General features: G+C 41.3%; 17 protein-coding genes and 2 pseudogenes. 3 read left to right on the forward strand and 16 right to left on the reverse strand.

The genetic code is table 11. The features are described 5' to 3' along the window. The 13 genes from ACS8FB_RS02345 to ACS8FB_RS02405 all read right to left on the reverse strand — a co-directional run. Positions 1 to 155 (reverse strand): heavy metal-binding domain-containing protein (locus tag ACS8FB_RS02345; protein WP_439261284.1); only part of this gene is annotated, 155 nt, incomplete at its 3' end. Positions 156 to 270: 115 nt separating this feature from the next. After that, a complete protein-coding gene (locus ACS8FB_RS02350) occupies positions 271 to 447 on the reverse strand; it encodes a hypothetical protein (RefSeq protein WP_157769651.1) in 177 nt (58 codons plus the stop codon). A 129-nt stretch (positions 448 to 576) separates the two neighbouring features. After that, positions 577 to 732, reverse strand: a complete 156-nt coding sequence (locus ACS8FB_RS02355) for a DUF305 domain-containing protein (protein ID WP_320157930.1) — start codon at positions 730 to 732, stop codon at positions 577 to 579. A 93-nt stretch (positions 733 to 825) separates the two neighbouring features. After that, positions 826 to 1,098 (reverse strand): DUF5676 family membrane protein, encoded by a 273-nt coding sequence (locus ACS8FB_RS02360; RefSeq protein WP_439260841.1) that lies wholly within the window; start codon positions 1,096 to 1,098, stop codon positions 826 to 828. Positions 1,099 to 1,210: 112 nt separating this feature from the next. Beyond that, on the reverse strand, positions 1,211 to 1,864 hold the full coding sequence (locus tag ACS8FB_RS02365; protein WP_404693711.1) for a methyltransferase family protein: 654 nt from the start codon (positions 1,862 to 1,864) through the stop codon (positions 1,211 to 1,213). 129 nt (positions 1,865 to 1,993) lie between these two features. Next, positions 1,994 to 3,337 (reverse strand): APC family permease, encoded by a 1,344-nt coding sequence (locus tag ACS8FB_RS02370; protein WP_220455939.1) that lies wholly within the window; start codon positions 3,335 to 3,337, stop codon positions 1,994 to 1,996. Between the two features lie 145 nt (positions 3,338 to 3,482). Continuing rightward, complete coding sequence (locus ACS8FB_RS02375; protein WP_037059145.1) at positions 3,483 to 3,959, reverse strand: DUF305 domain-containing protein; 477 nt, start codon at positions 3,957 to 3,959, stop codon at positions 3,483 to 3,485. Positions 3,960 to 4,054: 95 nt separating this feature from the next. Next, positions 4,055 to 5,182: a copper resistance protein B gene (locus tag ACS8FB_RS02380; protein ID WP_058025616.1), complete on the reverse strand. Its 1,128-nt coding sequence runs from the start codon at positions 5,180 to 5,182 to the stop codon at positions 4,055 to 4,057. Between the two features lie 25 nt (positions 5,183 to 5,207). Further along, positions 5,208 to 6,905 carry a copper resistance system multicopper oxidase gene (locus ACS8FB_RS02385; RefSeq protein WP_439260842.1) on the reverse strand — a complete coding sequence of 566 codons (1,698 nt, stop codon included), beginning with the start codon at positions 6,903 to 6,905 and terminating at the stop codon, positions 5,208 to 5,210. 67 nt (positions 6,906 to 6,972) lie between these two features. Further along, the gene (locus ACS8FB_RS02390) at positions 6,973 to 7,602 is read right to left on the reverse strand and encodes a DUF411 domain-containing protein (protein ID WP_025645678.1); all 630 of its coding nucleotides are present in this window, start codon (positions 7,600 to 7,602) and stop codon (positions 6,973 to 6,975) included. Between the two features lie 139 nt (positions 7,603 to 7,741). Continuing rightward, positions 7,742 to 8,338: a c-type cytochrome gene (locus ACS8FB_RS02395; RefSeq protein ID WP_025645677.1), complete on the reverse strand. Its 597-nt coding sequence runs from the start codon at positions 8,336 to 8,338 to the stop codon at positions 7,742 to 7,744. Between the two features lie 125 nt (positions 8,339 to 8,463). Beyond that, positions 8,464 to 8,742, reverse strand: coding sequence for a hypothetical protein (locus ACS8FB_RS02400; protein WP_193006275.1), 279 nt, complete (start codon positions 8,740 to 8,742; stop codon positions 8,464 to 8,466). A gap of 134 nt (positions 8,743 to 8,876) precedes the next feature. Next, complete coding sequence (locus tag ACS8FB_RS02405) at positions 8,877 to 9,203, reverse strand: hypothetical protein (RefSeq protein WP_093068413.1); 327 nt, start codon at positions 9,201 to 9,203, stop codon at positions 8,877 to 8,879. A 227-nt stretch (positions 9,204 to 9,430) separates the two neighbouring features. Between ACS8FB_RS02405 and ACS8FB_RS02410 the strand changes: the two genes are divergently transcribed. Both ACS8FB_RS02410 and ACS8FB_RS02415 read left to right on the forward strand, forming a co-directional pair. Next, positions 9,431 to 10,165, forward strand: a complete 735-nt coding sequence (locus ACS8FB_RS02410) for a heavy metal response regulator transcription factor (protein ID WP_198334105.1) — start codon at positions 9,431 to 9,433, stop codon at positions 10,163 to 10,165. Beyond that, positions 10,155 to 11,708, forward strand: coding sequence for an ATP-binding protein (locus ACS8FB_RS02415; RefSeq protein ID WP_198336792.1), 1,554 nt, complete (start codon positions 10,155 to 10,157; stop codon positions 11,706 to 11,708). Before ACS8FB_RS02410 ends, ACS8FB_RS02415 begins: the two co-directional genes overlap by 11 nt. A 153-nt stretch (positions 11,709 to 11,861) precedes the next feature. Here ACS8FB_RS02415 and ACS8FB_RS02420 read toward each other — a convergent pair. From ACS8FB_RS02420 to ACS8FB_RS02430, 3 genes and pseudogenes are all read right to left on the reverse strand, one after another. After that, a pseudogene (locus ACS8FB_RS02420) lies at positions 11,862 to 12,844 on the reverse strand (IS3 family transposase); the annotation flags it as partial. A gap of 66 nt (positions 12,845 to 12,910) precedes the next feature. Beyond that, positions 12,911 to 13,159: pseudogene (locus ACS8FB_RS02425) on the reverse strand (IS982 family transposase); the annotation flags it as partial. 291 nt (positions 13,160 to 13,450) lie between these two features. Then, positions 13,451 to 13,930, reverse strand: coding sequence for a hypothetical protein (locus tag ACS8FB_RS02430; protein WP_201508718.1), 480 nt, complete (start codon positions 13,928 to 13,930; stop codon positions 13,451 to 13,453). Positions 13,931 to 14,096: 166 nt separating this feature from the next. Here ACS8FB_RS02430 and ACS8FB_RS02435 point away from each other — a divergent pair, with 166 nt between their 5' ends. Further along, on the forward strand, positions 14,097 to 16,874 hold the full coding sequence (locus ACS8FB_RS02435; protein WP_439260843.1) for a class I SAM-dependent DNA methyltransferase: 2,778 nt from the start codon (positions 14,097 to 14,099) through the stop codon (positions 16,872 to 16,874). Positions 16,875 to 16,921: the final 47 nt, after the last annotated feature.

Raw genomic sequence — 16,921 nt, forward strand, 5'->3', positions numbered from 1 at the left:
GGTTTAAGAAACATGCCACATATTGGGCAGTCACTTTTTTCAACATCTCTTACTTCTGGATGCATAGGACAAATATAGACCGTACCGCTATAATTTTCCGGTACTTTATCGTACTGACCACCTTTGATAGATTTTTCATCGGCAATATGTTTCATAAAACCACTCCTTGAAGACAATAAATAAAGCTTTTAAAGCACAATCATCAACCTTTAATTGCTATTCATCTAATTACTAATCTAGATATCTCGAAAATTAAGTTTCAATTGGAACTTAATCTTTATTACGCAAATATTTGAGTAAGGCCATAATAGTCAATATCAGTACCGCAAAAACCAGTACTGTAAACAATAAGGAGACAATAGATTCTCCCCAACCCATACCGTGCATCGATCCATTCATCATGCCGTGCATAGTCCCGTTCATCATACCGTGCATCATAATAACCATTACAAGGACTCCTTATTTGTTATTTCCTTAGTATAAGTAATGATATAGTGCTAGTGTGTGAACGTACACCTCTCAATAGTCTGCTTACTTAATAACACCTAATACAAAGTGCTCAAAATTTGTGACTGCCTATTCCAACTCATCAATAAGCGCTTGCATCTCACCGATTTCACGCTTTTGTGCTTCGATAATGTCATCAGCAAGCTGGCGTACACGTGGATCTTCGATATCAGCACGCGAACTGGTCAAAATAGCAATCGAGTGATGCGGTATCATCGCCTGCATCCAATCCACTTGATTCTACTAATAAATACTAGCGCAATCGATTTACTCAAATTGAAAAGGTTTGCTGACTATTAATACACTAATACCTTCGACCTATTTTGCGAACCAACGGTATAATGGCACGAATAAGATTGCGAAATACCAACCGTAAAGATACGATTCGACAAACCCAATTAGAAAACCTGTCCACGTCAACCACTCAAAGCCAGGTAGCAGAGGCGCCCAAGCTTCATGCATACTTATCTGTTCGGGTGCAAGTAAGCCAAAGCCTATGCATAACAGGTAACTAATGAGTAGAAACAACGATACACTGTTGCCAACAGGGGCAATCCTTAAAGTACTTGTTGTTAAGTTTGATTTGACCATCTTAGTAATCCTCACTATTGTATGATGTGGTTCAAGCTCAAGATAACCAATCGTATCTAACCATGCTAACTCTAAGGATTTGTATGAATTAAAGCTTTATCCTGTATTGATATTACTTTTTAACTCGTGCGGCGGCGGCAAGTTGATGCCATTGACCCCATTGAGGAATAAACATTGGCACTTGCTGTTTGTAAGCAAGGTAGTCTTTACCAAACTCTTCAAACATATGCCGTTCCTCACGTCGAGCTAACCATGTGTATACAAGCACAATCACTGGAAACAGACTGATTGAAAACAGAGTTGGCCAATGCACCACACCCTCACCGAACAGTGCAATAAACAACCCGGTGTACTGAGGATGACGTACGTAGGCATAGAGTCCATCAGTTACTAAACGATTTTCCCCTCGTGCTTTGTGGACTTGGCGCCAACCTTGAGCAAAAAGACCGACTCCTAAAAATGCAATAGCATAGCCGAGTAGCATTGAGATCATCATGCCTGTCTCACCTAAACCAACAAGGGTCGACCATAAGCTAGCGCTGACATATTGGCTGTCCAAACCAAAAAACCGTACTAATAAATATATAGTGAGCGGAAAGCCATACATTTCTGCGTAAAGTGCAATAATGAAAGCCTGAACTACACCAGCACCCGCCCATTCACGCCAGTTCTTTGGTGCGAAATAACGGTAAAAGAACCAAGAAATCAGAACAATAACAATTAGTGCGAGACCCCAAGTTCCAGCGTGATTAAATGACTCATTCATAGCTTACTTTCCCTGTTGTCTTTATGAATATCGTATTGCATGAAATCAATTCTTGAAGATAGTAAGCAGACGCTTAAATCTATGCAATTTTTAACCAAACAATTTTCTGTAAACTCTTTGATGTTACTGTCAATGATGGTCTGCAAGCGTATCTTTTTCGATAGCTTTTTTCCTCGCTGAAGATTTCAGGTAAACCTGCTCAGCCACAGCAATCACTACAATAGTGACGACTGCTACGCCAAGTACGAATGGATCTGAGTTTAGTTTAATCCAGACAAAACCGCCGAGAACCAACAGGTCAAGAAGTATGGCCACTATAGGCACCCACATCACCGCCTTTATATCCTGACGAAGGTATCGCAAAACACCCCAATGAATGGCGATATCCATAATTAGATAGAAAACAATGCCAAGCGCTGCAATTCGTGATAAGTCAAATAACGTCGTAAAAGCTAAACCCAACACCACAGTATAGACCAACGTATGTTTTTGAACGCTTCCCGGCATTCCCAAATGACGATGAGGCACCAGCTTCATCTCAGTCAACATAGCAAGCATACGAGAGACTGCGAAGATGCTAGCAAGGAGGCCGCCAGCGGTAGCTACCATTGCGATTGCAACTGTGAACCATAGACCATAGTCGCCAAGTGCTGGGCGTGCGGCGGCAGCCAAGGAGTAATCTTTAGTTTCGATGATTTCGGCAAGAGATAGATTACTAGACACCGCGAAACCGACTAGAGTGTAAATAACTACGCATATTGCGATTGATATTACAATGGCACGGCCGACGTTGCGATGAGGATTTTTTACTTCCGAGCCACTGTTGGTAATCGTGGTAAAGCCTTTAAATGCCAGTATGCCTAGCGCCGTTGCGCCAAGAAAGTCACCAACAGTATTAGTGTCACCTAATGTAGAAGAATCAACTGCAAAGCTATCAGCTAGCCAGATACCAACCAACCCGAATATAAGAATACCGACAATTTTTATAATACCGATAACCGATGCAACCCCCTGAATCCAACGATTACCAAGTAAATTGATAAAGAACGCAGCAAGAATAAGCGCGGCGCCAAGGATGGATACCATGCGACCGCTGTCATCGCCACCGAATAACTGCATAGTGTATGACCCGAACGTCCGGGCCAAAAAGCTCTGCGCTATAACCATGGAGAAATACATCAGCAGGGCATTAAATCCAGTCGGTAAACGATCTCCGTATGCCTGATGCAGGTACATTGCAACACCGCCAGCCGACGGGTAAGCGTTAGAGATTTTGATATAAGAATAGGCACTAAAAGAAACAACGATTGCGGCGGCTAGAAAAGCAAGTGGGAAAAGCGAACCCGTCATCTGAGCCATCTGACCGGTCAGAGCGAAAATACCAGCACCGATCATGACACCGGTACCTAGCATAACTGTTCCTGATAATGTCAAACTATCCTTCTGATAGCGAGTCGTTCTATCTTGCTTCATACTTATTCGACCTTAATCTATTTCTTCGTAGAACTTCAGTTTTACAGGTTATTTTTGAAGTAAGGAGTAGGTATAGTTAGAATTAAAAGACGCGATATAGTAAATAGTTTTTAAAGAAGAGCTTACTTATTGGTATCATAATATATTATTCCAACTCATCAATAAGTGCTTGCATCTCACCGATTTCACGCTTTTGTGCTTCGATAATGTCATCAGCAAGCTGACGTACACGTGGATCTTCGATATCAGCACGCGAACTGGTCAAAATAGCAATCGAGTGATGCGGTATCATCGCCTGCATCCAATCCACTTGATCGACCGTTTGTTGTGATCTAACGCCCCATAAACCAAAGGCAAATAGCACGACACTAATCCCATAAACCATTAGATTGACCTTAGTCTTTTTATACATATTGGTCATAAAGGCGAGCATAATAATAGCCATCATAGCGCCCATATATAACGCCATATAAGCTCTGGTTTCGCTAAAATAAACGTGATCCCATTGATAAGTATTAAAATACATCATGATAAACATCACGACTGTCGATGTTAAAATCATGATTGTGAACTTTACATAAGGGTTCATTTGCTTCTGTTTATTATCCATATGGTTATTCATATTCTTGTCCTTAATTTAGTAAAAAGGCACCTAAATAAAGAGGAGCCTTTTTTTAGAGCTAGTGTTATAAACTGTTGTTACTTACATGGTTAACACTAGAACCAAAATTTCACACCAGCTGTAACGCTACTAGAATCAACAGCTTCGTCTTCTTGACGTCGCAAATCTCTTGCGTTGCCTAAAGCGGTCTCATAGCTGATACCCACATAAGGCGCGAGCTGACGACTTAACATCTCGTAAGTAAGCCTAACGTCAGCCCCAAACTCATTAAAGCCTTTAGTAATATGGTTATCTGTATCATCTTTGCTAAATGCCGTCAGCTCTACTTCTGGAATCACTACCCAATGTTGATCTAAGCGCCACTCATACTCCGCACCTAGATCTAGACGAACTTGCCCATCAGTATATAAATAAGCTCTAGCATCGGTTTCGATGAAGTAAGGTGCAGTGCCTGCAATACCAGCCATCACGGCAGATTTATCATTTTCGGTATCATAAGCAACACCGGCTTCCCCATTCCAAAAAATACTAAGTGGCTTCCAGTAAGATAGTGAGGTTAAGCTATCAATTTCTTTATCATCTTTAGTTTGGATACTACCTTCGCTACGTAGCGTTACGCGGTTGCTGTCTGTACCGTACCACGTATCAAACTCATAATTGATTTGATCATCGTCAAATTGATAGCCCAAATCGTCTACTGATACGCCCCATAACGGTAAGCTACCCATCATCACAGGCTTACCAAAGCGACCATAGGGAACACCGTTCGAGTAGTCAGGGCTTCGAGCATCGGCTGGTGCTTCGCCACCTTGCATTCCTGACATGTCCATACTGCCATGATCCATGCCCGACATATCCATGCCACTATGATCCATACCTGACATATCGCCCGACATATCCATGCCACTATGATCCATATCTGACATGTCACCTGACATATCCATACCACTGTGATCCATATCCGACATATCGCCTGACATATCCATACCACTATGATCCATATCCGACATATCGCCTGACATATCCATGCCACTATGGTCCATATCTGACATATTGCCCGACATATCCATGCTGCTGTGATCCATATCTGACATATCCATACCAGACATGTCCATACTGCCATGATCCATGTTCGACATCTCAGCAGCGTTTGCTAAAGGTGACATTAGTAGCATCAAAGATGACATGCCAATAAACGGTAGACCTACTTTATATATTTTCATAATAAGGCTCATATTCGAAGGTTTATTAAACAACGGCAACTTCTCTAAACATCCCTGCTTCCATGTGATAGAGCAAGTGGCAATGCCATGCCCATCTGCCAGCTTCTCCGGTGACATCAAAGCTTATCTTTTGTGCAGGCTGTACCATTATCGTATGCTTACGTACTTGAAACTCACCTGAAGGCATCCGCAGATCGCTCCACATACCATGCAAATGCATGGGATGATTCATCATGGTGTCATTGACTAAGGTAATACGTACGCGCTCGTTGGGCTTAATATTGACCGGTGCGGCATCTTTGAACATAACCCCGTCTAGAGCCCAAATATAGCGCTCCATGTTTCCCGTCAGATGTATTTCAATCTCTCTGGTGGGTTTGCGCTGCTCTGCCATTATCTCATCGCCGACAGAGCGCAACTGACTATAATTCAAAACCTTTCTATCAATGTTACGTAGATTAATACCAGGGTCATCAAGGTTCATACGCGGACTATCAACGCGCATATCGGACTTAAAGTCATATTCTGTTTTGGCATGTTTAGCGTTATAGCCATTCGATCCCATGGCGCCCATCATGTCGGCCATCGTCAGCCATTCGATTTTGTCCATAGCAGGTATCGCAGGACGAGCACCTTTTTTGGTAGCAAGCGTTGTCGCAACATAGCCTGACCGATCTATGTTTTGAGCAAATATGGTATGCGCGTCTTTAGTGGGCGTCACGATGACATCATAAGTCTCGGCCACCCCAATACGGAAATCATCGATATCGACGGGACTGACATCAATCCCATCCGTCGCGACGACTTTCATTTTTAGGCCGGGGATGCGTACATCAAATATCGTCTGCGCTGAACCATTAATAAAACGTAGTTTGACAGGCTGTCCAGCCTTGACAAGTTGCGTCCAGTTAGCCGCTGTGGTTTTACCATTCATCAGATAGGTAAAGGTTTTTTCACCAGACAGATCAGTAAAGTCTGTCGGCATCATCCGCATCTGATTCCACATTTTGCGCTTATCAAAAGCAGCTTTTAGATCTGTTGCGGCAATATCGGACAGTAGCTTTTTAAAATCTGGTAAATGATAATTATCAAAGTCTGCGCGTTGCTTTAATAGTTTAACCAAGTTGTGCGGGTCACGGTGCGTCCAATCACTGAGCAAAATGACATGGTCTTCCTCGATAGGATAGCGTTCGCGCCCTTTAGGTTCAATCACAATAGCCCCGCGCATACCGGTCTGCTCTTGGAAGCCAGTATGCGAGTGATACCAATAAGTGCCTGACTGTGTCAGTTTAAATTTGTACGTGAAGGTGCTACCCGCAGGAATACCATCAAAGCTGATACCCGGTACGCCATCCATCTCAAACGGCACTAAGAGGCCATGCCAGTGAATAGAGGTCGACTCATTCAGCTGATTATGGACTCGAATGGTGACCGTATCGCCTTCTTGCATCTTAAGCGTTGGCGCAGGCAGTGAGTCATTTATCAGCGTTGCCATGCTTGACTTGCCGTTGACCGTTATCATCTTCTCACTGACATAAAGATCAAATTCATTACCCGTTAGTATAGGTACAATGTGATCGGCTCTATCACTATTGACTACGACATTTTGGCTTTTAGTTAAAGCACTATTAGCCATCGTCGGTAGTGTGGATAGCATCGACGCGCCGAGCAAGGTGGATGACCCTGTCAAAAAACGCCTGCGGTTAAATCTGTTTTTATTCATAATATTGACCTAAGTTAATCCATGAAATGAGAGTTGAACTTATATATCTGATAACTTATTAATAGAACTACATCTGCTGCGCTGGCGACTCAATAGCCGCATACACTTGAGTGCTGCCATCCTTGTTCAATTGCATGACTTTATAGGGCATAAATTTATCTTGATATTCCATGCCCGGACTACCAACTGGCATACTCGGTACCGCAAGACCGATGGAATCAGTTGGCGGATTGGCTAGAAACTGTGCCATGTATTTGGCAGGAACGTGACCTTCAAAAACATAACCATTAGTAGTGACGGTGGTATGACAAGAGCGCATTTGCTGCGGGACACCGTAACGCTCTTTAAATAAAGATAAATCTGTAACGTCTTGCGCAGTTGCGCTTAGACCATGACCTTCGGCATAGCCTACCCATTCTTTGCAGCAGCCACAATTAGCATCTTTGTAAACTGTAGCCGAGACGTTTTGTAGAATTGTCGACCCAGTACCTGAATTAGCACTGACAGACATCATTTGCGGTTGTGGTTGCTCTATTTGAGCACTTTTGGTGGCAAGCGTTGGCTCAGTTTGAGTAGAATTTGAAACACTAGTATCGGGCTGACTACAAGCCATTACTGTTGACGTTGCTACTAGTAAAAGAGCAGAAGCTGATACCTTTTTATGTCCATTGCCCATTATATTTATATAGCGTCTCATAACTTACTCCTAAGCGTCTGCTTATCTGTTGAACCTTCTAAAGATTTATACCCTATAACTAAGTGTAGTATAGGCAAAGTTTAAATCCCAAAAGGCAGCACTATTTAGCACTGCGCTTTTATAAAGGAATATGGAAGAATTAATGCTGCATTCCAGCTCCACCTTCTGACATATCCATCATGTCGCTATTCAGTGACATATCCATCATGTCATCATCCAGTCTAGTGGTTAGCATGGTATACTGATTCTCATTTAACTCAGGTAGTGATCTAATAAAAGCGACCATTGCCCACATTCTATCGTCGTCATGAGAAGCACCCCATGCTGGCATGCCTGATGCCATAATACCGTGCTTAATCGCCCAAAAACTTTGCTGAGCTCCTGCATCCGTTTTATAACGATCAACTACTTGCGCATTAGTGAAATTAGGTGGCTTAGGGTATAGGCTCTCACTAAAATCAGTGCTCTCTACCCCAGGAGACAAATGGCAGCCTGCGCACATATCTTTGTAATCGGCACCGCCTGAGCTAATCATCTCTACTTTTTCTAAATCTGGAACAATAATGTCCTTGCTAGCGTAGGCTATTGAACGGGTGCGAGCCGTCTCCAAGAAATTATAAACCAATGGACTATGTCCTTGATCAGCGCCAATATTAATGACACCACTCATAACCACAGTAAAGACACCAACAATAGCGACCACGACAGTGAAAAGTACTCCTAGTAAAAACTTCATGGGTTTATCCTAAAATCCATTTTCTTTAATACCCTACTCTTAGCGTCTACAAATATTTCCTACAAACCCTTATTACTGATTGATGAAACTATCTAGCAGTAATAAAGGATTTATAAAATCAATGTTTAAGAGTCACTTTTATCTGTTACGCAGTGCTTTTGATACATTTGTTTCATTTTACCCATGTTAGCCATCATTGATTTCATAGCGGGATCGTTCATATCCATTTTGCTATGATCCATTTTTTGCATCATTTGCATATGCTTTTCCATTTTTTCACAGTTCATCTGATCTTTTTCAGCGTGCATTTTAGGATCATGTGCTAGAGCTGAGGTTGAAACGACTAGAGCGACGGCAGTGGCTACGATTGCTTTAGGTAAAGACTTTGATTTAAAGAGTGACATGGTTAATCCTTAATTGATTTAGTTGAGGGTACATAAAGCTTTAGGATATTAATTCAGTCTAAAGCATAACTTATTGATTCTGACAGAGAGATGACAGCAAGATGACAATATTGTCATCTTGCTACTTTTATATTTTAATGCTGCACGTATTCATTTAGTATGGCATCAGCATTTCTATCACGATCGCTACCATATTTTTTTATAAAATACTTTTCAGACTGCAGATGTTGATCTTGATGCTGAACTTGGCAAGCGACTCGTGCATCAACATAGCTTTTCATTTGAGCATCAGACATCTGCGCGTTATTGTGATCTAGATTTCTGGCAAACGTAGTTAAGTTATCGCAATTATCGATAATTGAAGTGCTTAGATTGGTAGTATGCGCATTAGCTGCTGATATACCGATAAGCATCGAAGCGGATAGCAGCACCACTTTTTTGAATGAACGATAGCTTTTCATATAACATCCTTAATAAATTATTAAATATTGAAACTAATTACCTGTAGTAATAATTCATAGTAGCTACTCGTATCAAGAATGAGCCGCTATGTACTATAGGTATAGATTAACAAACGAAGACTGACCATTTGATGACGAGCGCATGACATCTTTGTCAGATACCAGTCCGTTTTGTCATTTATATTGATTTGGGTATTATAAAATCATAATTATATTGAAGGATTACTATGAAAGTACTACTAGTAGAAGATGAATTAAAACTCGGCGAATATGTAAAAAAAGGCTTAAGTGAAGCAGGCTTCATTGTTGATCATCAGCTGACAGGTTTAGATGGCTACCATGCTATGATGACTGAAGAGTTTAGCGTGATACTCATGGATGTTATGCTGCCTGATGTTAGCGGTTTTGAGCTAGTACGTAATTACCGAGCGGCTGGCAAGCATACGCCAGTGTTATTTCTAACCGCAAAAGATGATTTAGATGACAAAATCAAGGGGATTGAGATTGGCGGTGATGATTATCTGACCAAACCTTTTGCCTTTGCAGAGTTAATAGTCAGGATAAAAAGCTTATTACGACGCGCCAATCAAGCCGACTATAAAAGTACGCTCATGCAAATAGCGGATCTCAAAATGGACATTGCCAAGCGCACTGTACATAGAGGAGACACGCCCATTAAACTAACCGCAAAAGAGTTCTCCCTATTACAGTTTCTATTAGAGCGCCGCGGTGAAGTATTACCACGCTCAATCATTGCTTCACAAGTATGGGATATGAACTTTGATAACGATACTAATGTGATTGATGTGGCAATAAGACGTCTGCGTATAAAAATAGACGATGAGTTTGATACCAAGCTAATTCATACTGTGCGTGCCATGGGCTACCGATTAGATGCTGTCGACGTTTCAGCTAGTAATAAAGCTGCCAGCGAAACGGAAGATAGCCAATATGATAAATAGATTGGACAATCGACGCTTACCCTTACTATGGCGAACTGTGTTTTTATTGACGATATTTGTCGTTTTATCGCAGTTGATAATCTATATCTGGGTACAGCACTCTGTTAAAGGCCATTTTGAGCAAATGGATGCTGAAATCATTACCCACGCAGCCTTTAATCTACGTAAGCGCGTAACAGAGGCGGATAACCAAATAGCCTCTCAGACACTACCTAAGCCTCAAAGTCCATCAAACACTCAACAACCGCTAAGCTCGAAAGCTTCTTCAAATCTACTTCCTACAATAGCCACAGAAAATGATGATCACCTGCATTCATCAGCGCTAGATTACGATCTAAAAACTATCATTGCTGATAAAGAGGGGCGATTGCTATCTAGTACTCCCAAAAACTTTGCTAATGAATTAAGTGCCGACTTTAACCTATTATCATTACAGCAAAATCATGATGACAGACAGTTTGTAATAAATATTAAAGACAGACGTTATCGAGCTATGGTTATTGGAGACGATGACATGCTTGCCCTTATCGCCTTACCCATTGACGTGCATCATCAGTATTTATTACAGTTTAACCGTCAACTTAGTCTGATCCTATTTGCCATCACACTACTGTTGGTTTCAATAGCAGCCTTAAGCGTGTATTGGGGTTTTGCCCCTTTATCCACTATCGTGCAAAGGATGAAAGGTATTCATCCTGAAAGATTGAGCGAAAGAGTAATAGTTAGTGATATGCCATTAGAGCTAAGACCTTTAGCAGAATCCTATAACTCGATGATGGCTAAGCTTGAAAGCAATTTTGAGTCGTTGTCGCGATTTTCAGACAATATCGCGCATGAGCTACGCACGCCAATAGCGACGCTGATTACGCAAACGCAAGTCATGTTAAATAAGCCTAGAGAGGAAGAGGAATATGTCGAACAATTACATCAGCAACATGACACCTTAGAGCAATTATCGGCGATGATTAACAACATGCTACTGCTAGCAAAAACCCAAAAAGGACTGAGTGATTCGCAAGTGACTACTGTAGATACTGAGGTCCTAATCAATAAGCTGTTAGATTACTTTGAAATGATTGCCGAGGATCGTAAAATAACTTTTGTAAAATTAGGAGATTTTAAGGCAGTATTAGGCGATGAAGGTTTATTACAAAGGCTATTTGCTAATCTGCTATCAAACGCGATCTACTACGCCGCTAGTAATAGCGTCGTCACAATATCAGCCACTGTCAACACTCCAAATACTTCCGTTAATAATTATAAGATGCTTGAAGACGATCAAAGTAACACTCAAACCGCGAAGCAATCTTGGCTAGAGATAACTTTTACTAACCTTCTAGAAAAACCTCTAAACCAAAGCGAAGCAGATCGATTGTTTGAGCGCTTTTATCGTCATGATAAAACTAGCCAGCACCATTCAGGATCAGGTTTGGGTTTATCTATCGTTCAGGCTATTGCTAATGCTCATAAAGGTACGGTCAATATCACTAACAAAGATGAGTATTGTTTTGAAGTTACTGTAGGATTATTGATTGCTAAGTAGCATACACCTCAATATCCTAGTGTTCAAAATATTAATAATATGTAGACCTACTATAGGTCTATTTTATTTTGATAAGTCGAAAGGCTCTGAATGCTATTATTCATATAGTGTATAAGGCTAGATTATGAAGTCTAATTTTCTTAGGTGATGTTGTTGATATGGGGGTTTGTCGAAGCAATTACCTTTAGCGCTCATTGAACCTGTAAACTGATGCTGCTTAACGATCTTGTGGTAGGCATGGCTGCAATACTGGCTGCCTCTGTCAGAGTGAACGATTAGCCCTTTGTTTGGACGTTTATTCCTGATGGCCATGTTCAATGCGCGACAGACCAAATCTGCGGTCATGCGTTTGTTGATCGCATAGCCGACCAGCTCTTTGGTATATAAGTCTTTGACTCCCGCTAAATACAACCAGCCCTCATGTGTCCAGATATAAGTAATATCGCTTACCCATGCTTGGTTAGGGCGACTGGTGTCAAACTTCTGATCGAGCACGTTTGGATAGACCAGCTTGTTGTGATTGGAGTCGGTGGTGACTTTAAAGCGCTTATGACTACGACATTTAATGCCGTGTTGCTCTTTGATGCTTCTTACCATATACAGGCTAATGTTATGGCCTTGCTCGCTTAGATGAGCATGCAGTCGATCTGCGCCATAACGTTCTTTCGTTTCATTGTGAGCCGCTTTAACCAGTAATTCAGACTGGTTGCGATGTATCTGTTGCTCGCTGAGATCACGACTTAGCCAGTCGTAATAGCTTGATGGCTTAACCCTTAACACACGGCACATAGTGGTGATGCGAAAGAGGAACTGGTTGTCTTTGATAAAGGCGTACCTGACTAACTGTTTCTCGCGAAGTACGCCGTCGCCTTTTTTAGTATTTCGCGTTCCTCTTCAGCCACTTTGAGCTGCCGCTTGAGCTGCTTTATTTCTTGAAGAGCACTCATAAGATCAGGATCGTATTGCTCTGTGCCGACAAGCTTGCCTTGATTGGCTTTGTTATGCCAATTTGATAGCGTTTGCATGGCAATGCCAAGCTGCTTTGCAGTGGCTGAGATATTGCCATTATTGTCTGATATCTTCTTGACGGCCTCGGCTTTAAATTCGTCACTGTAGGTTCTTACTTTCTTGGTCATGATAAACTCCTGTTAATACGCTTAGTTTACCAAGTTTATCTCTACGGTTTTTTCAGCATAGCTCAATCGCGAGTAGCTCGGCAGATTTGGAAACGCCCGTTTCATCATGCCAAGCATGTGATGGTAGTAAAACGCCTTAAACTGTCGATACCGCAGTTGATGAAACAGTACCAAGATGGTCATAATCTCTGCTACACTTATCTGGCATGCTCTTAACCTTTGGTGTCCCGTTGCGATTAAATGAGCGTCAAACTCAGGTTTGAATTGCTGATAAAAGTCGTCAATATGGCAGTAGAGTTCGGTTAGGTTGTCCATGTAAGAAGTCCTTTTTGCTTAAGTGGTCTTGGTAAACTTACTTTAGCAATTTTGGACTTCTTTTTTTATCTTTTTTTGAGCCCTTATCCCGAACTGGGGTTAGTTAGCTTTTTAACCCCTAAACCTATGAAAATCGGGTGGGGATGATTTTTTTGTCGTGTGCAGAGCTATTACTTATAGCTTATCCAATTGAAGACACGCTAGCCCTAGACTAAAGATGAAAAAATAGTTTATAAAACTAATAAATATGAACTAAAAGTTAGTATATGATTTTAATGGATAAACACTTATCTATTCTAATTCAGGATATAGAATCTTGGTTAATCTATAAATCTCGTCCTCTGCATCTGATCCCTTGGGATTAGGATTAGGATAGGCAGCAGCGGTAAGTATCAATCTAGGTAGCTCTAAATGATTAGCAAATACTTTCGCCAGCTCTCTTCTTAGAAAGTCAAACCAAAAAGTAGTAATTTCTGCGGGTGTATGAGGATCGGGTATCACATAAGTGAATAAATCTGCATTAAGACAATACTCCATACGGAACGCGGCTGCCATACGGTCATGAAGCCACTGCAGAGGCCTATGATCATTAAAACTACTAGGTTCATCACGTAAGTCGCTCAGTTCAGTGCGAACAGCAACTACCCTTTCAGCTTCACGATGTTTTTGAACAGAAAAATTAAATATGACACGCAATGCTTCTCCATAGCAATCATGCTGAATCTTTGCAATACGAGTAGAATCACCCTGAAACTTAGTACCAACTATCATCATTAACCCTTGTTAATAAGCTTGTAGCGTATCGACTACATAAGCAATAAAATACTATATACCCCCTATTTTTCAGAACACTTAAGCCTTCAAATACGATAAGATAGCGCTATAATTGCACATTAGCCTGCTTATTTACACCCGTAATTCATCTACAGAGACAACCATGGCATTTAACCAAACTCAGTTTTTTGAAGATTTAGAAAAATTAACCATCAAAGTCATTGATAAGAATAAAAAAGACGACTTTATATACGATTTTCTAACGCTGCTAGATGTCTCAAAATCTACGATAACCTCACTTAAAAAGAATGACGGTCGTTTTAACGTCGCCGCCAATCCTGAGGCTGGCGAGGTTGCCAATAAGCATCGTATCTACTTCAAGCCTGTAGATGCGGGTCAAGACCTTGCTAAAGCCTTAAAAGATGTCATGAACAGCCCAATCATCAACCAGCACAAAATCCGTATGGTGATGGTAACGGACTTCAACACCGTACTGATTAACGATACTAAATATGATGAGACGCTTGACTGCGACTTTACCGATCTTTATAAAAACTATCATTTCTTATTGCCACTTGCCGGCCTAGAGCGTGCACGTGAGTACTCAGAGCACCCCGCAGATGTTCAAGCCTCTGAAAAGATGGGACGCTTGTTTGACCATATCCGTAAGCTCAACGAGTTTAATACTGCTGATGACTTACATGCTCTCAATATATTTTTAACGCGGCTGCTATTCTGTTTTTATGCCGAAGATACGGGTATTTTTAAAGCAGACCAATTCTATGACGTTATTGATAGAACCACCAATATAGATGGCAGTGACGTCGATGGCGTCTTGTATGAGCTGTTTGAGGTTTTAGACTTACCTGAGTCTAGCACCGAGCGTCAAGCCAAGCCCACTCATCTAAGTGCATTCCCCTATGTGAACGGCAGCTTATTTGAATATCAGTTCGCCATTCCTGAGTTTGATGCACGTACCCGCCGTATCTTGCTAGAGTGCGCACGTTTGAGCTGGGCCGAGATTAACCCAGATATTTTTGGCTCCATGTTCCAAGCAGTGATCGACCCTGAGCAACGTGGCAGCTTAGGGCAGCATTACACCAGTGTTAGCAATATCATGAAGGTCATTCAGCCGCTGTTCTTAGATGAGCTACGTACAGAGCTGGACACGGTGATAGCGCTGAGTCATGACAATCGCCATAAGAATAATAAAGCCGAACGTTTAGACGCCCTACTTAAGCGTATCAGTCAAATCAAAGTATTTGACCCAGCTTGCGGATCAGGCAACTTTTTGATCATTGCTTATAAAGAGTTACGCAAACTAGAAATTGATGTATTAAAGGCACAACGCGATTTACTAGGCTCGAAAGACAATCTGTTAGGTTTAGGCTTTGATAGTGTGGTCAGCTTGGATAATTTATACGGTATCGAGTACGACGACTTTGCTAGTCAAATAGCGCGTTTGTCACTTTGGCTCGCTGAACACCAAATGAATGTGCTATTCGAGCAAGAGTTCGGTGCCTCTCAGCCAATGCTGCCACTTAAAGACAGTGGGCATATTGTTTATGGCAATAGCTTGCGTATCGACTGGCAGGACGTCTGTCCGAATAATGGTAGTGATGAGATTTATATTATTGGAAATCCGCCGTTTGGGGGCACAACCAATAGAACTGATGAACAAGCTGAAGACATGAAAATTGTTTTTGGCAAAAAAACACTAAAGTATCTGGATTACGTTTCCTCATGGTTTTGGAAAGGTTCGCAATACATCGCTCACTCTAATGCTGAGCTTGCCTTGGTATCAACCAACTCGATTGCGCAAGGCGAACAAGTTGGCATGTTATTCCCTGATATTTTCGAATTAGGATTAAATATTAATTTCGCATACCAATCTTTTCCATGGCGCAATAATGCTAAGCATAATGCTGGCGTTCACGTAGTAATTATTGGACTATCTGCATTAAACCATCGAGATAAAGCTATATACAAACTTGTTAATAAAGTTTGGCATAGCGAATTAGTAGATAACATAAGCCCTTATTTAATCTCAGGTAGTAATACTGCTGTTATTGGATTAAGAGACCCAGTTCAAAAAAGACCGAAAATGTTATTTGGAAACAAACCTACTGACGGGGGGTTCTTGTTATTAGAAAATCATGAGAAGGAGGCACTTGAACGAAACGAACCATTCTCTAGTCAATATATTAAAAAGGTTGTAGGAGCTAAAGAATTTCTCCATAGTGAGCAAAGATGGTGTTTATGGTTTGAAGATGCCGACCTAAATGAGCTATATAACTATAGACTGATAAAAGAAAGACTTGACGGTGTAAAGAAGAGTAGAGAAGAAAGCAAAGCAAAATCGACAAGAGATTTCGCTAAATACCCTCATCTATTCCGCCAAATTGCACAACCTAAAAATGGTGACTATATTTTAGTTCCAAGTGTAACCTCTGAGCGAAGAATTTATATCCCTATGGATTTTTTAAGTAGTGATGTTATTAGTACTAATCGTAATCACATGATACCTGGTGCTACACTTTTCCATTTCGGTATTCTTAACTCCCTAATGCACAACGATTGGATGCGATTAGTAACAGGTAGATTAGAAAGCCGGTATAACTACTCTAGTACTGTAGTCTATAACACCTTCCCCTTCCCTGATGCCACAGACGAGCAGAAAAAGCATGTTGAAAGTCTAGCAGAAGAAGTCCTACTTGCCCGCGCCAGCAATGCTGGCATGACGTTAGCAGAGTTATATGACCCTGATAAGATGCCTTATGATTTAAAGCAAGCGCATAGCACGCTCGACGACGCGGTGGACAAGCTGTATCGCCCGCAAGGCTTTGCCAATACCGAGGAGCGCTTGGCGCATTTGCTGGCTCGTTATGAGCAGCTTATCGAAGAAGAAAAACAGAGCAAAGGTAAAAAGAAAGCTAAGTAGCTTATTTGGTTATTTGGCATCAACATCCATACCAAAATAATATTAAA

The sequence above is a fragment of the Psychrobacter sp. 1U1 genome, from assembly GCF_051847535.1.
Taxonomy (GTDB): domain Bacteria; phylum Pseudomonadota; class Gammaproteobacteria; order Pseudomonadales; family Moraxellaceae; genus Psychrobacter; species Psychrobacter saeujeotis.